Below are 18,442 nucleotides of genomic sequence, written 5' to 3' on the forward strand. Positions count from 1 at the left end.
CCATTTCCGGACATGACGCGTTTGTCGTCTCGAGCGCCGGGCAAGTCGGGCCCGCGACATTTCGATTGAAGAGGGTACAACATGAAAATGCGGTTGCTGGTCAGCGTCGCGGCGGTTGCGCTGAGCGCCGCCTCGGGCGCCTTGGCCCAGAGCGCCACGAGTGGTTTTTATGTCGCGGGCGACGTCGGCTATCATGAGCCGGACTCGGTCAAGGCGAACTCCACCAACAATTATCAGTGGGACTTCTCGGCCGATAAGGATTGGGCCGCGTTCGGCCGCTTCGGCTACAAGTTCACCCCGAACTTCCGCGTCGAGGCCGAATACGGCTATCGCCCGGGCGACTTCCAGAGCGTGCGTGGCGTCGGCTCCAGCGCCGGCCAGCCGATCGGTCTCTGCACCGCCGGCGTGCAGCGCACCGCCGCCGCCCCGGCCTGCGGTGAGCCGAAAGGTTCGCTGAAGGCCACGACCCTGATGGCCAACGCCATCTACGACTTCGCCCCGAACTCGAGCATCAGCCCGTTCGTCGGCGTCGGCGCCGGTACGGCCTGGGTGCACAACAAGGTCTATGGCCAGCTGTCGGGCGTCCCGGCCGGCGCCGCCATCTACCAGAACACCAGCTTCGACGATGTCGACCAGGCGTTCGCCCTGCAGGGCCTGGTGGGCGTGGCCTGGAACTTCGCCGAGAACTGGTCGATGGACCTGACCGGCCGTTACCTGCGCACGTCCAAGCTGGACTGGGGTTCGGTGACGCAGAACGCCGGCCCGGCCGGTGGTTCGATCACGGACGTCGGCACCTTCTCGGGCCGCTACAAGGACACCTCGGTGACCCTGGGCCTGCGCTACACCTTCGGGTCGGCCCCGCCGCCGCCCCCGCCCCCGCCTCCGCCCCCGCCGCCCCCGCCGCCGGAACCGGCTCCTCCGCCGCCCCCGCCGCCGCCTCCGGCCGCTCCGGCCTACGAGTCGCGTGAGTTCGTGGTCTACTTCCCGTTCGATCAGTACGTGCTGACGACGGAAGCCCAGGCGGTGGTCCAGCAGGCCGCTGAATACGCCAAGGGCGGCGGCGCTTCGAAGATCGTGGTGACGGGTCACACCGACACCTCGGGCTCGAACAAGTACAACGCCAAGCTCTCGGAACGCCGCGCCAAGGCCGTCGCCGATGGCCTGGTCAGCATGGGCGTCAACGCCACGGCCCTGGCGGTCGACTGGAAGGGCGAAAGCGCTCCGGCCGTTGCTACGGGTGACGGCGTGAAGGAACCGCTGAACCGCCGTTCGACGGTTTCGATCAACTTCTAAATATAAAAAGACTGATTGGTGGGGTGACAGGGGGTCGGCCTTCGGGCCGGCCCCCTAGCCTTGTCTGGATAGATCCTCCCCCGCGTTGCGGGGGAGGTGGCCCAGAGGGCCGGAGGGGGCGAGCTCGGCCTGAGCGGTGCTTGCCCCCTCAGTCGCTACGCGACAGCTCCCCCGCATCGCGGTGGAGCATCAAACGAAAAGACGCCCCCGATGGGGCGTCGGGGGCGTCCGATCCGGCGGACCAAGAGGGCGGAGGGCCGCCGTCACGCGAGCCAGCCTGAAGGGGTGGCCGGCCTCGTTTGGAAATGAAGTGGGACGCGGGAAAAGGGGACCGCTTCCGCGCTCCGATAACCATGTTCGACTATACGCCGCTGCTCGTCTCAGGCGAGTCGAAACGGCCAGATTCAACCGGGTGCGACAAAACGCGCGGCAGGGGCGAGGGCAGGTCCAGCAGGCGGGCGACCAGATGCTCGGCCAGCAGCGGCGCCAGGCAGAAGCCGCGCGAGCCCAGGCCCGTCAGCACCAACAGACCGTCCTCGGTGATCCCCGCCAGTGGCATGCGGTCCGGCGTGGTGGCGCGGATCGCCGCCCGGCCTTCGAAGGTCTTGCCCGCAAGAGACGCCGCCAGGTCCGGCAGGCCCTTGGCCAGGGTGTCGAGATTGCGGGCGTGGTCGCCTTCGCGCACGTCGACAGCCGTCTCACCCCGATCATGGGTGGCGCCGAACAGCACGCCGTCACGGGTGGGGACCGCATAGCCGCCGAACGCCGTCGGCGCGGGGGCGGGAGCGTCCGTCCAGCTGGCCTGGCCGCGCACGGGCTTCAGGGGCAAGGGCGCGAGATCGACGGTGGCGACGCCGCCGGCCAGGGCCACGCGGTCGGCGCGCAGGATCAGGTCGCCGGCCTCGTCCAGGAGCTTCCAGCCTTCGCCATCACGCTCCAGGCGGGCGACACGGCGATGCATGACCTCGCCGGACCAGGCGGCGGTGGCGGCGGCGGGCTGGATGACCAGGCTGCTGGTCATGGAGAGACCCGTCTCCGTCGTCTGCATCGCGCCGGGCTCGAACAGGTCCTGCTCGGCGACCTTGGCGAAGCGGGCCGGGTCGCGCTCGCCGGTGGCCAGTTGCGTCACGCCGTGGGCGATCACCGCCCCAGGCTCGGCCTCGTACAGGGCGACGGCGCGGGCCAGGGCCTGGGCGTAGAGCGCCGCGCGCGGACCGCCGCCGGCGTCCAGGGCGGGCGTGACCAGGGCGGCGGGATTGCCGGAGGCCGCTACAGTGTCGGGATCGTCGATGACGGTGACCGTCAGGCCCTCGGCGCGGGCCGCGCGGGCCAGGGACGCGCCGGCGATGCCGCCGCCGATGATGGCGAGGGTCTCCGGGCGGGGCGGGGTCTCACGCTCACCCGGCAGCCAGGCCTCCAGCCGTTCGCGCTTACGGCCAAAGCCCGGGCGCTTGGCGATCTCGAAGCCGGCCGCCTGCAGGCCGCGCCGCACGGCGCCGGCCACGGTGAAGGTCGCGGCCCTCGAACCCGGGGCGGAACGGCTGGCGACGGCGGCGAGTACCTCCTCGCGCCACATGGCCGGGTTCAGGGCGGGCGAGAAGCCGTCCAGGAACCAGGCGTCGGCCGCGCCGTCCCAGGCCTCCAGCGCCTCGACCACGTCCATGACCGCCAGGTCCAGCACGGCGTCGAAGCCGGGCAGGTCCACACGGTGGAAGCCTCGGGCGCGGCCGGGCCAGTGGTCCAGCAGCACCTGCGCGGCCTCGCCCAGCTCCGGCCAGTGGGCCAGGATCCGGGCGGCTTCGTCGCGCGCCAGCGGGTGGGCTTCGATGGAGAAGATGTGGAGCTTGGCGCCTTCGGGTTTCTCGCGCCGCCACAGGTCCAGCAGGGCGGCGATGTTCAGGCCCGAGCCGAAGCCCAGCTCACCGACCGTGAAGTCTCTGGAGAACCGCTCCGGCAGCCCGCAGCCAGCCAGGAACACCGCCCGCGTCTCGGCCAGGCCGTCGACGCTGGAGAAATAGACGTCGCCGTACAGGCTGGACTGCGGCAGGCCGTCCTCGCGCCAGAGCAAGGGACTGGAAGGGGCGGTGGGATCCATGCGGGTCTAGAGCGCGGGCTCGCGCCTACCGTCAACGAAAAAGGGCCGCCCGGTGGGGCGGCCCTTCGTTCTTGCGCGGAGCAAAGCGGCTTAGTGCGCCGCCTTCTTCTCTTCCGGCTTCGGGGCTTCAGCGGCCGGGGCCGAGGTCGCGCCCGTCGCGGCCGCGTCGCTGGCGGTCTGAGCCGCGGCGTCCGCCGGATCGGCCGGAGCGGCAGCGGCGTCGGCGGCGGCCTTGTTGGCGTCGGCGGCGGCTTGGTCCTGAGCCGAGGCGGCGTCGGTCACGGTCGAGGCGTCGGCGGCCGCGGCCTTGGCGGCGGCGTCTTCACCGCCGGCTTCCTCGTGCTTGCCGCCGCAGGCGGCCAGCGACAGGGCCGAGACGGCGATGCCGGCGATCAGCAGTTTGCGAATGGTGCTCATGAGGCTTCCCCTTGCGTCGTTTGTTGACGGCAAGGAATACCGCTTCGAAAGCGCGTGCAAGTTACGACGCGCTAACGTGCGCCTACTCGTTCGGGATTTGCGACAGCGCCTCTTCCAGCTCGGCGAAGCTGGGCTGGGCGGGCGAGGGCACGTTGCCGCGGCCGATCTCGACCGAGATCTGGGCGGCGTTGCCATGCAGGTGGGCGACCAGGACGGCCTGGATGATCTTGTAGAAGGCGCCGTCCTCGTTGACGACGGCCTGCAGGCGCGTGGCCATCGGGCCGACGATGCCATAGGCGATGAACACGCCCAGGAAGGTGCCGACCAGAGCGCCGCCGATCATGCCGCCCAGGACGGCCGGCGGTTCGGTGATCGAGCCCATGGTCTTGATGACGCCCAGCACGGCGGCGACGATACCCAGGGCGGGCAGGGCGTCGGCCATGGCCTGCAGGGCGTGAGCGGGCTCCAGCGCCTCGTGGTGGTGCTTTTCGAGCTGCTTCTCCATCGCGTCCTCGACCTGGTGGGGATCCTCCAGGTTCATGGTCATCATCCGCAGGGTGTCGCAGATGAAGTCGACGGCGAAGTGGTCGTGGGTGACCTTGGGATAACGCGCGAAGATCGTGCTCTCGTGCGGCTTTTCGATGTGGCTTTCCAGGGCGATGACGCCCTTGGACTTCATCGTCTTGGTCAGCAGGAACAGCAGGGACAGCAGGTCGCGATAGTCGGCCGGCTTCCACTTGGGGCCCTTGAAGATCTTGCCGAAGCCGCCAGCCGTGCCCTTGATGACGACCATCGAGTTGGAGATCAGGAAGGCGGCCACGGCCGCGCCCAGAATGGCCATCAGCTCGTGCGGGGCGGCTTCGATGATGACGTCCATCTTGCCGCCACCCATCAGGTAGCTGCCGAACACCATGCCGAAGAGCATTAGGATGCCGATGATCTGGAACATGGTGGTGGAAGCCCGACCCCGAGAATGACGGCGCATCATCCGGATTAATGATTAATCCAACGTTCTCACCCGTTCGGCCAGCCGGTCTGTGACCTGCGACACATTGCGTGTGAAGCTTCGGGTGTCTTACAGTTGTTTGATGAGTGGGGAGATAAAGCCAGCGCCGGACCACCGGCGCGCATTCGCCATCCTCTTCGGCGTGTCGGTCGCGACCGCCCTGGGGAACACCGGCATGCTGTCGGTGCTGCCGGCGATCGGCCGCCAGATCGGCATCCCCGACGCCCTGGTGGCGGGCATCTTCTCGCTGTCGGCCGTGCTGTGGGCGGTGACCTCGCCGATCTGGGCTAGGCAGTCGGACCTGCGAGGCCGCAAGCCGCTGATCCTGCTGGGCCTGGCGGGCTTTTCCATCTCGATGCTGTTGTGCGCCCTGGTCGTCTCGGCGGGCCTGCACCACCTGGCGCCGCCGATGGTGATCTTCGTGCTCTTTTTGCTGTGCCGGGCGCTGTTCGGCGGCTTCGGCTCGGCGGCCAATCCGGCCACCCAGGCCTATATGGCCGAGCGCACGACCCGCGAGGAGCGCACCCAGACCATGGCCACCCTGGCCGGGGCGTTCGGCTTAGGGACGGTGGTCGGGCCGCTGCTGGCCCCGCTGTTCGTGCTGCCGGGCGTGGGCCTGGCCGGGCCGATGTTCGCCTTCGCCATTGTCGCCGCGGTGATGATGGTGGTCGTCCATCGCGGCCTGCCCGAGACCTTCAAGCCCGGACGCGGCGACAGCCCGCCCCGCCATCGCCGCTTCGGCCTGCCCTGGCGCGGCGAGGGGGCGGCGCTGTGGAAGGACCCACGTCTGAAGCCCTTCCTGATCTTCGGGTTCCTGGTCGCCTCGTGTCAGACGGCCCAGACCCAGACCCTGGGCTTTCTGATCATCGACAAGCTGGGGCTCGAGCCTGTGAAGGCCCAGGGCTTCATCACCCTGGCCATGGCCGCCGGCGCCGTGGCGGGCCTGCTGGCCCAGTGGGGCCTGATCCGCATGTTCCAGATGGGTCCGCGCGAGCTGATGCGCTGGGGCGTCGGCTGCGCGGCCCTGGGCAATATCGTGGTCGCCTTCGCCCCGGACTACGCGGCCGTGGCCATCGGCTACGCCATCGCCAGCCTGGGTTACGGTTTTGCCCGGCCGGGCTTCACGGCGGGGGCGTCGCTGTCGGTCGACGCCAAGGACCAGGCCGGCGCGGCCGGGGCCATCGCCGCCATCAACGGCCTGAACGTCGTGGTCGCCCCGCTGTTCGTGCTGCTCTACGAGAAGATCGGCTGGGGCCCGTTCGTGCTGAACGCCCTGATCCTGGCGGCGCTGCTGGGCTACGCCCTGCGCCAGGCCATGCTGCGCGCGGCCGGCGATCGCGACGCGCGCGACGAGGCGACGATCGCGGGGCTGGAGCGGACGGACGAGGGCGGGGTCTAGGCGACCATCCGCTCCAGCGCCCGACGGTCCTTCAGCACCACGTGGCGCACCGTCGGCAGCGCAATCAGCCCTTCATCCTGCAACGCCGTCAGCGTCCGCGACACCGTCTCGATCGTCAGGCCCAGATAGTCGGCCATGTCCTGGCGGCCCATCGGCACGTCCATCTCGGCGGTCGCGTGGGTGCGTTCGGCGATGTCGAGCAGCAGGCCGACGACCCGCTCCTGGGCCGAGCGGCGGCCCAGCATCAGCACGTGGTCCTGGCAGCGCTGCAGGTTCTCGGCGGTCAGGCGAAACAGCGCCCGCGCCGCGTCGCCGCGCCGGGCGGCCAGCTCGCTGAGCGCCCCGCGGCGGATCATGCGGATGCTGGCGTCGGTCATGGCCTCGGCCGTGACCCGGTGGGCCTCGCCCATCTCCAGGCCGAAATAGTCGCCGGCGAAGTGGAACTCGTCGATCTGCCGGCGGCCGTCGCGCAAGATGCGGTAGGTGCGCACCGCGCCCGACACCACCTGATAGACGTGCGAGGCCTCCTCGCCCTCGCCGAAGATCTCTTCGTCGCGGCGGAAATGCGGGCAGGCGCCGGGGATGGCCAGGACGGGATCCAGGGCAATTGGGGCAGCGTCGATGCGGAGCGGAGACAGCATGGAAAGACCCTTCTGTTGCTAAGGTCTTTGCGCCCTTTCCGCGCCGCGTGACAGTCGGGGGCTGCGCCTAAGGAAACCCCCTTACGCGGGGTTGCGGGCGCCCTCCGGTTTTGAGGTGGATCAAGGTTTCGCCGCCTGGGCGCACGCAAGATGGCAAAATGCCCAACCGCCCCCTGATCCTGTTGCTGGTCGACGACGAGCCCCTGCGCGAGGCGCTGCGCTTCTCGCTGGAGACGGAGGGCTACAGGGTGGCCACGCGCCCGGACGGGCGGCCCGTGGCGGCGGTTGTGATCGATGAGGGGGATTGGCGCGGACCGGTAGCGGGCCTGCCGACCATCGTCCTGACGGGCGACGCCGAGCGGCTCATGCGCAGGGGCGTGAGCGGGGTGAGCGTGGTGGAGAAGCCGCTGCTGGACGATGCGCTGGAGCGAAAGCTGTCGACGCTGCTGGGGAAAATACAGCCGGGAGAAACTTGCCCGGGTCGCGCAGGGCGACGTGAGCGGTGAAGTTTTCTCTTTTCAAATCAATGATTTGAAGTTTGGTTGAGTTGGCGCGTTTCCTGCACGCTCCCGGCGAGCCGTCGAGGATGCCGACCATGAACATCACGAACCTGGAGCGGGGCATGGCGATCCGCGCCGAGCTCGCAAGCCGGATCTCCAAGGCCACGCCGACCGACATCAGCCCCGCTGGCCCGGCGCGCCTGGTCGAACTGACGCCGGCGCAGAAGGCCGATATCGCGGAGACGGAAAGGCGCACCTCGGCGGGGGATGCCCAGTCGAAGATCTTGAGGGAGCAGGCGCAGGCGGCCGCGGTGGCGCGCCAGAACTGGCGTCCGTTCCCGTTCGGCGACTTCACCAACTACACGGTCGACCAGGCGAAAACCCAGCTCGCCGCGCTCGAGAAGGTCGCGTCGAGCCCGATGGTGAAGAAGGGGCTCTTCGAGGCGACGATGGGCGACCAGAAGACGACCTCGCCCCAGGTCATGATCGACTGGCTGCGTCAGAAGATCGGCGGCGAGGCCAGTGATCCCGCCAGCGTCAAGCCCGGCGCGCTTGTGAACTTTTCGGCCTAGCCGCCGCGCGCCGACAGCGTCATCCGCACCAGCGCGGCCAGGTTATCCGCCTGCATCTTGGTCATCAGCTTGGCGCGATAGATCTCGACCGTCCGGGGGCTGATGCCCAGTTCCCGCGCGATGACCTTGTTGGCATGCCCCGCCACCACGCCGTCCAGCACCTGGCGCTCGCGTTCGGACAGGGTCTCCAGCCGGTGCAGCACGGCGGCCTGGTCGTCGCTGACGGGCGAGGCTTCTGCGGCCTTCATGGCGCGTTCCAGGGCGTCCAGCATGCGGGCGTCCGAGAACGGTTTTTCGATGAAGTCCACCACGCCCGAGCGCATCGCCTCGACCGCCATCGGGATGTCGCCGTGGCCGGTGATCATGATGATCGGCATGCGGATCTTCTGGGCCGCCAGGCGGGCGACCAGCTCCTGGCCGCTCATCTCGGGCATGCGCACGTCGGTGATGATCACGCCCGGCCTTGCGGCCGGCAGGGCGTCGAGGAAGGCCGGGGCGCTGGCGTAGGAGACGACCTCGAAGTCGGCCGACTCCAGCAGGAAGGCCAGGGACTCGCGGGCGCTTTCGTCGTCGTCGACCACGTGCACGACGTGCTGCGACAAGGGGGCGTCACTCATCGACGGTCTCCTTCTGATGATGCTCGGCGGGCGGCAGGGTGAAGCTAAACAGCGCTCCGCCGCCGGGATTGGCCTGCGCCCAGATGCGGCCGCCATGGGCCTCGATGATCGAGCGCGAGATCGACAGGCCCACGCCCATGCCCTGCGGCTTGGTGGTCATGAACGGCTGGAACAGGCGCTCCAGCACCGCGTCGGCGATGCCCGGACCGGTGTCGGCGACGCTGACCCGCGACCAGCCTTCCTCGGTGACGTCGGTGGTGATCAAGAGGGCGCGGCGGCGGGCCGTCTGGTCCTGCATGGCGTCGATGCCGTTGCGGATCAGGTTCAGCAGCACCTGCTGCACCTGGACGCGGTCGGCGAACACCGCGTCGGCGGCGGGATCCAGCGACAGGCGCACGTCGACCTGGCGGTCCTTCTCGCCGATCAGGGCAAGCGCGCTGGCTTCCTCGATCAGCTTGGACAGGCTCTCGGCCTCGCGCTCGCTGGCGCCCCGGCGGACGAAGTCGCGCATGCGGTGGATCACCTCGCCGGCGCGCAGGGCCTGGTTGGCGGCCTTGTCGATGGCGTCGCGCACCTTGGCCTGGTCGGCCTCGCGGCCCCGGTCGATCAGGCGGCGCGAGCCGGTCAAGAGGTTGGCGATGGCCGACAGCGGCTGGTTCAGCTCGTGGGCCAGGGTCGAGGCCATCTCGCCCATGGCGGTCAGGCGCGAGACGTGGATCAGCTCGTTCTGCAGCTCCTGCAGGCGGGTCTCGGTCTCCTGCGTCTCGGTCAGATCGCGGATGAAGCCGGTGTAGGAGGGCACCTGACCTTGGGTCTCGCCGACCGCCAGCTCCATGGGGAAGGTCGAGCCGTCCTTGCGCATGCCGACCACGACGCGGCCGGCGCCGATGATGCGTTTCTCGCCGGTGCGGTGGTAGCGCTGGATGTAGCCGTCATGGGCGGCGGCGTTCGGCTGGGGCATCAGCAGGCTGACGTTCTTGCCCAACACCTCGGACGCCTTCCAGCCGAACATCCGCTCGGCGGCGGGGCTGAACGAGGTCATGATCCCGGCGCGGTCGATGACCACCACCCCGTCGGGCACGGTGTCGAGGATCGATTGCAGGTGGTCGTTGATCGCCGCCGCCCGCCGCCGCGCGGCGTGGAACCAGCCGCCGCCCACGGCCATGCCGAAGCCCACCGACAGGAAGATCGCCGCGCAGATGCCGCTGACCAGGTTGAACGGGATGGACCGCGTCACCCACCACACCGTGCCCCAGGCGAAGGTGGTGGCGAAGACGCCGGGGCCCAGGCCTCCCAAGGCGGCGGCGATCAGCACGGCCGGCACGAACAGCAGGAACGACGAGGGGGCGGTGAAGGCCTCGGGCAGGTACAGGCGCGCCACCGCCGTCGCCATCACCGCCGCGAAGGCGGCCAGGTAGGCGGTCGGGTGCGGATCGCTGAACAGGGTCGAGGACAGGCCCCGGGCCGGCTTCATGAGTGCTCCAGTCGTGCGGTCCTTATAGCCGCGCCGGTTTGAGCCAGGTCAAGGACGGGCCAATGCGTAGGTCCGATGCTGCTCTCGCCAACACACGGGAGATTTCGATGTCGGGCGGGCAAATGGCGTATCTGGGTCTGGTGATCGCGGCGTTCAGCGTGTTCGCCGTGGTGCTGTTCGTGACCTATATCCGGGTCAACATGAAGTAGCGTTCCGCCCTGTCGTGACTTCCCGGAGTTCAGGCTCTATGCCGGCTTAGGGAAGCTTCGCGGCGGGGTGTCTGGTGAGTGCGTTCGAGTTCTTCTTCAGCTTCTATGGCCTGGTCCTGGGCTTTTCCGCCGCCGAGCTGGTGGGCGGGTTCGCGGGGCTGGTGCAGCGGCGGCGCAAGATCCGCTTTGGCCACCTGACCCTGTTCCTGGCGGCCTTCGTCGCCATCGACATCGCGACCTTCTGGGCCCAGGCCTGGACGATTCTGCGCTTTGCGCCGTTCAACTTTGCCCTGCTGATCCTGGGACTGGTGGTGGCCAGCGTGTTCTACGTCGCCGCCAGCCTGGTGTTCCCCAAGGACGCCGCCGACGGCGCGGCGCTGGACGACCACTTCTGGGAAAACCGCACCATCGTGCTGCTGTGCGTTCTGGCGGCCAACCTGTCGATGGCGGCGGTGCTGACGATCCTTACCCTGGGCACCGGCGAGTTCGGCGCCATCAGCCGGCCGATGCTGTGGATCGGCCTGGCGATCTTCACCGTCTTCACACTGATCGCGGCCCTGGCCAAGAAGAAGGGCGTGGTCGTGGCGGCCCTGCTGATCCTGCTGTTCTACCAAGGCCAGACCATCGGCCGCTCGATCAGCGCCCTGGTCGACGGCGGCGGCTGGACGGTGTTGCAGAGCAAGGCCCCGAAGGAAGATTAGCCCATCCTCACCGTGCGGTCGCAGAGGGCGGCCGGGGCGGGGCGGTGGCTGACGACGATCAGGCCCTGGCCGGTGCGCTGGAGCCTGGCGTCCAGCCGTTCGACCACCAGCGCTTCGGTGGCCGCGTCCAGGCCCTCGGTGGGTTCGTCCAGCAGCAGCCAGGGCGCGTCGCGCAGATAGGCGCGGGCCAGGGCGAGGCGTCTCCGCTCGCCGCCCGAGAGGCGTTCGCCGTCGTCGCCGAGATAGGCGGCCAGGCCCTGCGGCGCGGCGCGGATGCGGTCTGCCAGGGCGGCGGCTTCCAGGACCTCCCAGAGCTGGTCGTCGGTGGCCTTGGGCGCGGCGATGCGGAGGTTCTCGCGCACCGTGCCGGCGATCAGGCCGGCGTCCTGCGGCAGCCAAGCGAAGGCGGCGCGCGGCAGGGAGGTCTCTTCACGCAGGCCAAGAAGCGTCTCGATCGCGGTGGTCTTGCCGCAGCCGGAGGGGCCGACGATGGCTAGGCGTTCGCCGGGGCTCAGGGTCTCGCCGAGGATGGTGAGCGTGGGGGCGGCTTCCAGCTTCGGCGCGGGCTGGGGTTGGTGGCGCAGGATCGTGTCCAACCGCTCGCGCGCCTCTCGCGCCGCGCCGGCCTGGTCGAAGGCGTGGGCCAGGCCCGCCAGGGCGTCGACACCCATGGCGGCGGCCAAGCCGGCCAGCGCGGCGAGCGCCGGTCCCGCTGGGGCGGCGGTCGCGATGGCGGCGGCGACCGCGCTTCCGAGGATCACGGCCTGGCTGGCGACGATCATCCCCTGGGCGCGGGCGGCGGCCAGGCGGGCGCCGTCGAGCTCGGCGGCCTTGGCGTTCAGGGTCTCGCCGGCCCAGGTCTCCAGGCCATAGGCGCGAAGCTCGGCCGAGGCGGCGACCAGGGCGGCGGTGGTGTCCTTCAGCGCCCCGACCTTGGCCTGGATGGCAGCGCGGGCGGGGGTGGAGAAGCGCTTGGCCAGCGCGTGGGCGGCCAGGATCGCAGCCAGGGCAGCGACCAGGATCACGACGGCCGGCGCCGGTCCCGCGAGCGCGGCCATAGCGATCGCCGAGGCCAGGCCCGCGACGGCGCTCCACGGCGCCGAGAGGCGCACGAACCGGGTCTCGATCGCATCGACATCCTGCACCAGCCGGGCCGAGGCCTCGCCGCGCGATAGGCCCAAGGCCTCCGAGGGCGGCGCGGCGGCGAGGCTGGCGAACACCGCCGGACGGATGGCGGCCAGGGCGCGCAGGGCGGCGGTGTGTCCGGACAGGCGCTCGCCGTAGCGGGCGGCGGTGCGGCCGATGGCCAGCAGGCGGATCAGGGCGCTGGGGATCAGCACGTTGAACGTATGGGCGACCGCCAGGCCCGCGGCGCCGGCGATGGCGCTGGCGACGATGAACCAGCCTGAGAGGCCCATCAGCACCGTCGACGCCGCGCCCAGCACCACGGCGCTGGCGATGGCCAGCCGCAGGGCGCCGGCGCGTTCGCGCTTCTGGGCGCGGATCAGGGCGTCGAGGGGGCTCACAGCCGCACCACCTGGTCGGCGAGGGCGGCCACCGCCTCGGAGTGCGTCGCGATCAAGGTCGTGCGCCCTCGCGCGGCTTCGCGGATGGCCTCCAGCAGCGCCGCCTCCGACGCCGCGTCTAGGTTCGCCGTCGGTTCGTCCAGCAGCAGGATCGGGGCGGGTTTGAGCAGGGCGCGGGCCAGGGACAGGCGTCTCCGTTCGCCGCCGGAGAGGCCGCTGCCGCGTTCGTCGAGCACGAAGTCCAGGCCGCCGGGGCGGTCGAGGATCAGGCCCACGGCCTTCGCGGCGGCTTCGATCTCGGCGCGGCTGGCGTCGCGCCTGGCCAGGGCGATGTTGTCGGCGATCGAGGCGGGCAGGATCAGCGGCGACTGGCCGGCCCAGGCGATGTCGCCCTCGGCCTCGATCCGGCCGGCGGAGAGGGGCGCCAGGTCCAGCAAGAGGTTCAGCAGCGAGCTCTTGCCCGCGCCGCTGGGGCCGACCAGCGCGGTGATGGTTCCGGCCTGCGCGGTCAGGGAGAAGTTCTCCAGCGCCGGCGCGTCGGCGTCGGGATAGCGGACCGTGACGTTCTCGAACCGGATCGTCGGGGCCTTGGTCAGCGGCGCCTTCGCGGGGTTAGGCTCAGGCGCTTCAAACGTCGACAGGCTCACGCTCGCCGCCTCCGCCGCCTGGCGGTCGTGATACGCGGCGGCCAGCCGGCGCATCGGGGCGTAGACCTCGGGCGCCAGGGCCAGGACGAAGAAGGCGCGTTTCAGGTCCAGGGTCTCGGGGACCGGGAAGGGCAGCAGCCGCAGCAGGTTGAAGCCGCAATAGACCGCTACCAGCGCCACCGACAGGGCCGCGAAAAACTCCAGCGCCGCCGACGAGATGAAGGCCACGCGCAGCACGCGGATAGTGCGCTCGGCCAACTCTGACGCCGAGCGTTTCAGGGCCGCCGTGGTCGCGCCCTCGGCCTGGAAGGCCAGCACCACGGGCAGGGCGCGGACGCGGTCGAGGAACAGGCCCGACAGGCGTTCCAGGGCCAGGAACTGCGCCCGGCTCTCGGCGGCGGCGGCCGTGCCGGCCAGCACCATGGCGGCGATGAACGGTACGAGGGTGGCCAGCAGGATGCCGGCGCAGATCGGACTGGCGATCGCGGCGACGGCGATCATCACCAGCGGCAGGACGGCGGCCGACAGCCGGGCAGGCAGGAAGCGCGAGAACAGCCCATCCAGCGCCTCGACGCCTTCCACCAGGGCGGTGGTCGCCTCGCCGGCTGGCCGACGCGGGCCGCCGAAGATCGACCGGGCCAGGTCAGCGCGCACGCTCGCCTTGGCCTCAGTCGCCGCCAGCGCCCCGGCGACACCGGTGAGGTTGGCCAGCACGCCCCGAATCGCCATGGCGGTGACCGTCAGGGCCAGCCACGGGGTGAGCGGAGCCTGCCGCGCGATGGCGTCGATCCCGAACGCCAGCCCCGCCGCGAAGGCGATCGCGGCCACGCCATCCAGCAGCGTGAGTCCCCCCGCGCGCCGGCCCGCCTGGCTCGGGGCGCGGGTTATCCCCTCCAACCAGCGCTTGCCCACGGCTATATGATCAATCTGTACTATGCGGGCGCCCATGGGTTGAGTGTAGGGTCGGTTCATCCGGAAGCCTTGATCCCGATCAAGGACCGGGCGGTCGCGAGGGTCTAGGGCTTAGCTCTCGATCGGCGTGATCTTCGGCCGTTCGTCTCGGAGCTGTCCATGGACCCCGCCGTCATCGACCTGTCGCGCCTCCAGTTCGCGCTGACCGCCCTGTACCACTTCCTGTTCGTTCCGCTCACCATCGGGCTCAGCTTCATGCTGGTCATCATGGAGAGCGTCTATGTGATGACCAAGCGCCCGATCTGGCGAACGGTGACGCGTTTCTGGGGCGTGCTGTTCGGGATCAACTTCGCCCTGGGCGTGGCCACCGGCATCACCATGGAATTCCAGTTCGGCATGAACTGGTCCTACTACTCGCACTATGTCGGCGACATCTTCGGCGCCCCGCTGGCGATCGAGGGGCTGATGGCCTTCTTCCTGGAGGCCACCTTCGTCGGGCTGATGTTCTTCGGCTGGGACAAGCTCAAGCCCGTCAGCCACCTGTTCGTGACCTTCATGGTCGCCCTGGGCACCAACCTGTCGGCGCTGTGGATCCTGGTCGCTAACGGCTGGATGCAGAACCCGATCGGCGCGGCCTTCAATCCCGAGACCATGCGCATGGAGGTCTCCAGCTTCCGCGACGTGCTGTTCAACCCGGTGGCCCAGGCCAAGTTCGTGCACACGGTCAGCGCCGGCTATGTCATCGCCTCGGTGTTCGTGCTGGGCGTCTCGGCTTGGTACCTGCTGAAGGGCAAGCACATCGGCGTCGCCAAGCGGTCGATGACCGTGGCCGCCGCCTTCGGCCTGGCGTCCTCGCTGTCGGTCGTCGTGCTGGGCGACGAGAGCGGCTACGCCCTGACCGACAACCAGAAAATGAAGCTGGCCGCCCTGGAAGCCATGTGGGAGACCGAGCCCGCCCCGGCCGGCCTGACCGCCTTCGGCATCCCGGACCTGAAAGCGCGCACGACCCACGCCGAGATCAAGATCCCCTATGTCCTGGGCCTGATCGCCACCCGCAGCTTCGACAAGCCGGTGGAGGGCATCTTCTCGCTGGTCGCCAAGGCCGAGGACCGCATCGAAAGCGGCGTCGTCGCCTACGGCGCGGTCGAGGCGCTGAAGAATAGTCCCAATGACGTCGCCGCCCGCGCCACCTTCGAACAGCACCGCCGCGACCTGGGCTACGCCCTGTTGCTGAAGCGCTATGTCGAGGATCCGCGCACGGCCACGCCCGAGCTGATCAAGAAGACCGCCTGGGACGCGGTGCCCAACGTGCCGGTGATGTTCTGGGCCTTCCGGATCATGGCCGGGATCGGGGTGCTGATGATCGCGATGTTCGCCACCGCCTTCGTGCTGGTGACGATGCGCAAGCATGACACCAAGTGGTTCCTGTGGATCGCTGTGCTGGCCTTGCCGCTGCCGTGGATCTCGACGGAGCTGGGCTGGGTGCTGGCTGAGGTGGGGCGTCAGCCCTGGGCCGTCGACGGCGTGCTGCCGACCTTCCTGTCGGCCTCCAGCCTGTCCGTGCCGCAGCTGCTGACCAGCATCGCGGTGTTCACCCTGCTGTACGGCGCGCTGGCCGTGGTCGAGGTCGGCCTGATCCTGCGCGCCATCAAGAAAGGCCCGTTCGCTCAGCACGACCCCGTCCCCGACGGCGAGCCTGCTGATCCCGAACCGGCCGTCGCTTAAGAGGAGCCCTGAACATGGAACTCCCTATCGACTACGCCACCCTTCGCGTCATCTGGTGGGCCCTGGTGGGCATCCTCCTGATCGGCTTTGCTTTGACCGACGGCTTCGACATGGGCGTGGGGGCCTTGCTGCCCTTCGTCGCCAAGGACGACGCCGAACGGCGCATGGTCATCAACACCGTCGGCCCGACCTGGGAAGGCAACCAGGTGTGGTTCATCCTGGGCGGCGGCGCGATCTTCGCGGCCTGGCCATTCGTCTACGCCATCAGCTTCTCGGGCTTCTATCTGGCCATGTTCGTGGTGCTGGCGGCGATGATCCTGCGGCCGGTCAGCTTCAAGTACCGCTCCAAGCGCGCCGACCCGCGCTGGCGGGCGTTCTGGGACTGGGGCCTGTTCATCGGCGGCTTCGTGCCGGTGCTGGTGTTCGGCGTGGCCATGGGCAACGTGCTGCAAGGCGCGCCCTTCCGCCTGGATAGCGACCTGCGGGCTTTCTATGAGGGCGCCTTCATCGGCCTCTTCTCGCCGTTCGCCCTGCTGTGCGGCCTGCTGTCGGTGTCGATGCTGGTGCTGCACGGCGCGGCCTGGCTGACCGTCAAGGCCGAGGAAGGCCCGGTCACCGAGCGCGCCCGCCGCATCGGCGAGATCGCCGGCCTGGCCAGCATCGTGCTGTTCGCGGCTGGCGGCTTCTGGGTGGCGTTCGGTGGCATGGGCTTCCGGATCGAAGGCCTGGCCGACGCGGCCGGTCCGTCGAACCCTCTCCGAGGCGCTGCCGCGGTTAGGGCACCGGGCGCGTGGCTGGACAACTATGGCCGCCACGGTTGGATGATGATCGCGCCGATCCTGGGCTTCCTGGGCGCGGGCCTGGCCCTCTACGGCATGCGCTTCAACAAAGCCTGGGCGGCGTTCGGCGGTTCGTCGGCCTCGGCCCTGGGCATCGTCGCCACCGTGGGTCTGTCGATGTTCCCGTTCATCCTGCCCAGCTCGTACGACCCGCGCTCGAGCCTGACGGTGTGGAACGCCTCGTCGACGCACCTGACGCTGTTCGTGATGATGATCGTCACGGCGGTCTTCCTGCCGTTGATCCTGCTGTACACCGCGTGGGTCTACAAAGTCCTGTGGGGCAAGAGCACCACCGGCGCCCTCGCCACCAACCCCGACCTGTACTGATTTCATTTGTCGCGTGACGGGCGCCGAAACCGGCATCCACTTTCGGCTGTCACGCTCCTGAGGAGAACGACCCATGTGGTACTTCACCTGGATCCTGGGCCTGGGCCTCGCCGTCGGCTTCGGCGTGCTGAACGGCATCTGGTACGAGTTCAACCTGTCGGACGAAGGCGACGAGGGGCTGGACGCGCCTTAGCCCCCAGTTTGAGGGCCCGCGACATTGCACCGCGCCCCTTCGCGCTCAGCCTTAACGGTTGTTAAAGGCGCTTCGGGCTCTTCTGGCATCCAGCCACGGGAGCGCGCCGAACGCGCCGCTCCGGGCAAGTCATCGATCCGGGGACTACGACCATGACCGACAACACCGCGCCCGCGCTGGAACTGATCTCGTTCTGCATCGGCGAGCAGGAATTCTGCATCGACGTGAAGACGGTCCGCGAAATCCGCGGCTGGACCCCGGCCACCCCGATCCCGCACGCCCCGGCCTACATGCGCGGCGTCATCAACCTGCGCGGCGCGATCATGCCGGTCATCGACCTGCGCAACCGCCTGGGCCTGGGCGTCACCATCCCCGAGACCCGCCACGTGATCGTGGTCGTCGAGTGCCAGGACCGCCTGGCCGGCATCCTGGTCGACGCCGTGTCGGAAACCTTCACCGTGCCGCGCGACAGCCTGCAGCCGGCCCCGGACGTCGGCGTGGAAGAGCTGCGCTACATCCAGGCCATCATCTCGATGGAAAACCGCCTGATCACCTATCTGCGCATGGACGACGTGTTCCCGACCGTGATCCGCGAAGCGGCTTAAGCCTCTTCCGCAGAACAAAGAAAAGGCCGCCGGGGGCAACCCCGGCGGCCTTTTCTGTGCGCGCTGCGTGAGGATCAGCCCTTGCGGACGATCCGGGCCGCGGCGGCGTGGAAGCCGGCTTCGGCGGCGGCCAGGTCGGCCACGGCGCCGTGGCGGTCGCGGGCCACGCCCATGTTGCTGGCGGCGTAGCTTTCCGAGACCTTGCGGGCCTCCTGGGCGCGCAGGGCGGCGTTGGAGGCGGCGGTCTCGTGCCAGGTCGCCAGGCTCTCAGGCGTGACCTCGGCGTCGGCGTCCGGGTGCGGCGCGACTTCGCCAAAGCCGATGGCCACGAAGCCGTGGATCACGCCGCCATAGTCTTCTTCCGACAGCAGGAAGGTGATCTGACGCTCTTCGGTCTGGCCGGTATAGGCGTCGTCTTCCGGATCGAACTCCGACAGCACCAGGATGTCGCCGACCTTGAAGTCGCGGTCGTTGCGGCGGATCTCGAAGCGCTTCTGGCCCGAGCGCACGGCGGCGAAATATTTGGGCCAGGTCTTGAGTTCGTGGCGGGTCATGGCGGGCGGACTTTTCTAGAAAAACAGAAGCGGGCGGTTCTGGCGGAGGGAACCTAGCGCAGGGTTAATGGCGAAAACATATCCCCAAACCGATTTCCCCCGATCCCCAAAAAACCGTTTCCCCGGCGAAAGCCGGGGCCCAGATTCAGCCTGAGCGGTTGGGGATGATCCGAGACGCGCCGTGTCAGAT

Annotated in this window: 18 protein-coding genes; 9 read left to right on the forward strand and 9 right to left on the reverse strand. The window is 69.3% G+C overall.

Features of this window, described 5'->3' with window-relative positions:
• Positions 1 to 81: 81 nt before the first annotated feature.
• Positions 82 to 1,293 carry an OmpA family protein gene (locus tag AC07NF_RS10355; protein WP_494631878.1) on the forward strand — a complete coding sequence of 404 codons (1,212 nt, stop codon included), beginning with the start codon at positions 82 to 84 and terminating at the stop codon, positions 1,291 to 1,293.
• 361 nt (positions 1,294 to 1,654) lie between these two features.
• On the opposite strand, the gene mnmC2 is transcribed toward AC07NF_RS10355, so the two are convergent.
• The 3 genes from mnmC2 to motA form a co-directional block, all read right to left on the reverse strand.
• Complete coding sequence (gene mnmC2, locus AC07NF_RS10360; RefSeq protein WP_494631877.1) at positions 1,655 to 3,388, reverse strand: tRNA (5-methylaminomethyl-2-thiouridine)(34)-methyltransferase MnmC2; 1,734 nt, start codon at positions 3,386 to 3,388, stop codon at positions 1,655 to 1,657.
• A gap of 90 nt (positions 3,389 to 3,478) precedes the next feature.
• Complete coding sequence (locus AC07NF_RS10365; protein WP_492814383.1) at positions 3,479 to 3,805, reverse strand: hypothetical protein; 327 nt, start codon at positions 3,803 to 3,805, stop codon at positions 3,479 to 3,481.
• Positions 3,806 to 3,887: 82 nt separating this feature from the next.
• Positions 3,888 to 4,754, reverse strand: a complete 867-nt coding sequence (motA, locus tag AC07NF_RS10370) for a flagellar motor stator protein MotA (RefSeq protein WP_492814385.1) — start codon at positions 4,752 to 4,754, stop codon at positions 3,888 to 3,890.
• Between the two features lie 139 nt (positions 4,755 to 4,893).
• Between motA and AC07NF_RS10375 the strand changes: the two genes are divergently transcribed.
• The gene (locus AC07NF_RS10375; protein WP_494631876.1) at positions 4,894 to 6,210 is read left to right on the forward strand and encodes an MFS transporter; all 1,317 of its coding nucleotides are present in this window, start codon (positions 4,894 to 4,896) and stop codon (positions 6,208 to 6,210) included.
• On the opposite strand, the gene fixK is transcribed toward AC07NF_RS10375, so the two are convergent.
• Complete coding sequence (gene fixK / locus AC07NF_RS10380; protein WP_494631875.1) at positions 6,207 to 6,851, reverse strand: transcriptional regulator FixK; 645 nt, start codon at positions 6,849 to 6,851, stop codon at positions 6,207 to 6,209. The genes AC07NF_RS10375 and fixK overlap by 4 nt on opposite strands.
• Positions 6,852 to 7,009: 158 nt before the next feature.
• Here fixK and fixT point away from each other — a divergent pair, with 158 nt between their 5' ends.
• Positions 7,010 to 7,357 carry an oxygen-responsive sensory/signaling system negative regulator FixT gene (gene fixT / locus AC07NF_RS10385; RefSeq protein ID WP_494631874.1) on the forward strand — a complete coding sequence of 116 codons (348 nt, stop codon included), beginning with the start codon at positions 7,010 to 7,012 and terminating at the stop codon, positions 7,355 to 7,357.
• Positions 7,358 to 7,398: 41 nt separating this feature from the next.
• Positions 7,399 to 7,923, forward strand: a complete 525-nt coding sequence (locus AC07NF_RS10390; RefSeq protein ID WP_494631873.1) for a hypothetical protein — start codon at positions 7,399 to 7,401, stop codon at positions 7,921 to 7,923.
• Here AC07NF_RS10390 and fixJ read toward each other — a convergent pair.
• Both fixJ and AC07NF_RS10400 read right to left on the reverse strand, forming a co-directional pair.
• On the reverse strand, positions 7,920 to 8,540 hold the full coding sequence (fixJ, locus tag AC07NF_RS10395; RefSeq protein ID WP_494631872.1) for a response regulator FixJ: 621 nt from the start codon (positions 8,538 to 8,540) through the stop codon (positions 7,920 to 7,922). The genes AC07NF_RS10390 and fixJ overlap by 4 nt on opposite strands.
• On the reverse strand, positions 8,533 to 10,014 hold the full coding sequence (locus AC07NF_RS10400; protein WP_494631870.1) for a PAS domain S-box protein: 1,482 nt from the start codon (positions 10,012 to 10,014) through the stop codon (positions 8,533 to 8,535). Before AC07NF_RS10400 ends, fixJ begins: the two co-directional genes overlap by 8 nt.
• A 283-nt stretch (positions 10,015 to 10,297) precedes the next feature.
• Between AC07NF_RS10400 and AC07NF_RS10405 the strand changes: the two genes are divergently transcribed.
• Positions 10,298 to 10,924 (forward strand): hypothetical protein, encoded by a 627-nt coding sequence (locus AC07NF_RS10405; protein ID WP_492814399.1) that lies wholly within the window; start codon positions 10,298 to 10,300, stop codon positions 10,922 to 10,924.
• Here AC07NF_RS10405 and AC07NF_RS10410 read toward each other — a convergent pair.
• Positions 10,921 to 12,450: an amino acid ABC transporter ATP-binding/permease protein gene (locus AC07NF_RS10410; protein WP_494631869.1), complete on the reverse strand. Its 1,530-nt coding sequence runs from the start codon at positions 12,448 to 12,450 to the stop codon at positions 10,921 to 10,923. The two genes, AC07NF_RS10405 and AC07NF_RS10410, sit on opposite strands and share 4 nt — an antisense overlap.
• Positions 12,447 to 14,045, reverse strand: a complete 1,599-nt coding sequence (cydD, locus tag AC07NF_RS10415; RefSeq protein ID WP_494632143.1) for a thiol reductant ABC exporter subunit CydD — start codon at positions 14,043 to 14,045, stop codon at positions 12,447 to 12,449. Before cydD ends, AC07NF_RS10410 begins: the two co-directional genes overlap by 4 nt.
• Before the next feature lie 123 nt (positions 14,046 to 14,168).
• On the opposite strand from cydD, the gene AC07NF_RS10420 reads away from it, so the two are divergent.
• The 4 genes from AC07NF_RS10420 to AC07NF_RS10435 all read left to right on the forward strand — a co-directional run bounded on the left by AC07NF_RS10420 (position 14,169) and on the right by AC07NF_RS10435 (position 17,698).
• Positions 14,169 to 15,734, forward strand: coding sequence for a cytochrome ubiquinol oxidase subunit I (locus AC07NF_RS10420; protein WP_494631868.1), 1,566 nt, complete (start codon positions 14,169 to 14,171; stop codon positions 15,732 to 15,734).
• A 14-nt stretch (positions 15,735 to 15,748) separates the two neighbouring features.
• Complete coding sequence (gene cydB, locus AC07NF_RS10425; RefSeq protein ID WP_494631867.1) at positions 15,749 to 16,900, forward strand: cytochrome d ubiquinol oxidase subunit II; 1,152 nt, start codon at positions 15,749 to 15,751, stop codon at positions 16,898 to 16,900.
• A 73-nt stretch (positions 16,901 to 16,973) separates the two neighbouring features.
• Complete coding sequence (cydX, locus tag AC07NF_RS10430) at positions 16,974 to 17,093, forward strand: cytochrome bd-I oxidase subunit CydX (RefSeq protein ID WP_291871791.1); 120 nt, start codon at positions 16,974 to 16,976, stop codon at positions 17,091 to 17,093.
• A gap of 152 nt (positions 17,094 to 17,245) precedes the next feature.
• Positions 17,246 to 17,698, forward strand: a complete 453-nt coding sequence (locus AC07NF_RS10435; protein WP_454714141.1) for a chemotaxis protein CheW — start codon at positions 17,246 to 17,248, stop codon at positions 17,696 to 17,698.
• Between the two features lie 74 nt (positions 17,699 to 17,772).
• Here AC07NF_RS10435 and AC07NF_RS10440 read toward each other — a convergent pair whose 3' ends face one another.
• Positions 17,773 to 18,252, reverse strand: a complete 480-nt coding sequence (locus AC07NF_RS10440; protein ID WP_494631866.1) for an ASCH/PUA domain-containing protein — start codon at positions 18,250 to 18,252, stop codon at positions 17,773 to 17,775.
• Positions 18,253 to 18,442 lie beyond the last annotated feature (190 nt).

It is taken from the genome of Caulobacter sp. GW821-FHT10A06, assembly GCF_059415805.1.

Bases quoted from the DNA above. Each gene is read 5' to 3' on its own strand.
- AC07NF_RS10355 (WP_494631878.1), top strand. From the start codon at position 82: ATGAAAATGCGGTTGCTGGTCAGCGTCGCGGCGGTTGCGCTGAGCGCC.
- mnmC2 (WP_494631877.1), bottom strand. From the start codon at position 3,388: ATGGATCCCACCGCCCCTTCCAGTCCCTTGCTCTGGCGCGAGGACGGC.
- AC07NF_RS10365 (WP_492814383.1), bottom strand. From the start codon at position 3,805: ATGAGCACCATTCGCAAACTGCTGATCGCCGGCATCGCCGTCTCGGCC.
- motA (WP_492814385.1), bottom strand. From the start codon at position 4,754: ATGTTCCAGATCATCGGCATCCTAATGCTCTTCGGCATGGTGTTCGGC.
- AC07NF_RS10375 (WP_494631876.1), top strand. From the start codon at position 4,894: ATGAGTGGGGAGATAAAGCCAGCGCCGGACCACCGGCGCGCATTCGCC.
- fixK (WP_494631875.1), bottom strand. From the start codon at position 6,851: ATGCTGTCTCCGCTCCGCATCGACGCTGCCCCAATTGCCCTGGATCCC.
- fixT (WP_494631874.1), top strand. From the start codon at position 7,010: ATGCCCAACCGCCCCCTGATCCTGTTGCTGGTCGACGACGAGCCCCTG.
- fixJ (WP_494631872.1), bottom strand. From the start codon at position 8,540: ATGAGTGACGCCCCCTTGTCGCAGCACGTCGTGCACGTGGTCGACGAC.
- AC07NF_RS10400 (WP_494631870.1), bottom strand. From the start codon at position 10,014: ATGAAGCCGGCCCGGGGCCTGTCCTCGACCCTGTTCAGCGATCCGCAC.
- cydD (WP_494632143.1), bottom strand. From the start codon at position 14,045: ATGGGCGCCCGCATAGTACAGATTGATCATATAGCCGTGGGCAAGCGC.
- AC07NF_RS10420 (WP_494631868.1), top strand. From the start codon at position 14,169: ATGGACCCCGCCGTCATCGACCTGTCGCGCCTCCAGTTCGCGCTGACC.
- cydB (WP_494631867.1), top strand. From the start codon at position 15,749: ATGGAACTCCCTATCGACTACGCCACCCTTCGCGTCATCTGGTGGGCC.
- cydX (WP_291871791.1), top strand. From the start codon at position 16,974: ATGTGGTACTTCACCTGGATCCTGGGCCTGGGCCTCGCCGTCGGCTTC.
- AC07NF_RS10435 (WP_454714141.1), top strand. From the start codon at position 17,246: ATGACCGACAACACCGCGCCCGCGCTGGAACTGATCTCGTTCTGCATC.
- AC07NF_RS10440 (WP_494631866.1), bottom strand. From the start codon at position 18,252: ATGACCCGCCACGAACTCAAGACCTGGCCCAAATATTTCGCCGCCGTG.